Origin of the sequence: Saccharothrix sp. ST-888, assembly GCF_000955975.1 — a bacterium.
Classification (GTDB): Bacteria; Actinomycetota; Actinomycetes; order Streptomycetales; family Streptomycetaceae; genus Kitasatospora.
The window spans coordinates 1-1,102 of sequence record NZ_JYJF01000288.1; the positions used below are offsets into that span (position 1 = coordinate 1).

General features: G+C 75.5%; 1 protein-coding gene. It reads left to right on the forward strand.

Going from position 1 to position 1,102, the window contains the following annotated elements:
* Window positions 1–33: 33 nt before the first annotated feature.
* Window positions 34–1,102: GNAT family N-acetyltransferase (locus UK12_RS32670; protein WP_045306837.1), on the forward strand; the 1,069-nt coding region annotated here is incomplete at its 3' end.

The following is a 1,102-nucleotide window of genomic DNA, read 5'->3' on the forward strand; positions in this document are numbered from 1 at the left end:
GCCGCAGGCGGGACAGGAAGCGGGGAACGGGCGATGACCACCGAGCAGTTGAACGGCGTCGGCCTGCCCGCGCAGGCGGGGGTGCCGAGCTGGCGGGCCGAGGTACTGCGGTCCGACGACGCGCTCGACCGGGTGGCCGAGGAGTGGGACGACCTGGTGGGCCGGTGCGCCACCGCGACCCCGTACCAGGCCGCCGCCTGGCTGTGCTCCTGGTGGCGCCACTTCGGCCGCCCGGGCGGTCTGGTGGTGGTGCTGGTCCGCCGGGACGAGCGGCTGGTCGGCGCGGTGGCGCTGCGGCGCCGCCGGCCCTTCGGCGGCCTGACCAACCTCGGCGCCGGCCTGGTCGACTTCACCGACGTCCTGCTGGACGACGCCTGCGCCGACCGCGCCGCCGCCGAACTCGCCCGCGCCCTCCCGCTCCGCCGTCCCTGGCACAGCCTGGAGCTGTCCGAGGTGCGCCCGGAGGCGGCGGTCTGGAAGGTCTTCGAGCGCTGGCGGGGCCGCCGCCACCAGTTCGCGGACTCGCCCTGCCAGTACCTCCCGGCCGTGCCGATGGAGGAACTGCTCAAGCGGCTGCCCGGCAAGACCGCCCAGCGCAGCCGGGTCAAGCAGCGCAAGATCGCCGCCGCGGGCGTCGAGGTCGGCTCGGTGCCGCCCGAGGAGGTGCCGGGCGCGATCGAGGAGCTGCTGCGGCTGCACTTCCTCCAGTGGCAGGAGCGCGGCGTCACGGCGGAGCACCGGACCGATCGCTTCGCCGCCCACCTGACCGAGTCCACCACGGGGCTGGTCGCCACCGGCCGGGCCGCCCTGCACCGCTACCGCCTCGACGGTGAGGTGGTCGCGGTCAACCTGCTCCTGCTCTGCCCGTCCTTCGGCGGCCCCTACATGTACGGGACGCATCCGAGGCTGCGCGAGCGCCTGGACATCGCGGGACTGCTCTTCGGCGTCGCCCTGGACGAGGTGCGCGCCGCCGAGATCCCGGTGCTGAGCCTGCTGCGCGGACAGGAGCCGTACAAGCAGCGCTGGCGACCGGACCAGCTGTTCAACCAGCGGCTGGTGCTGGGGCCGGGCCGCCTCGCGCCGTTCGCCGCCGCCCGCGCCG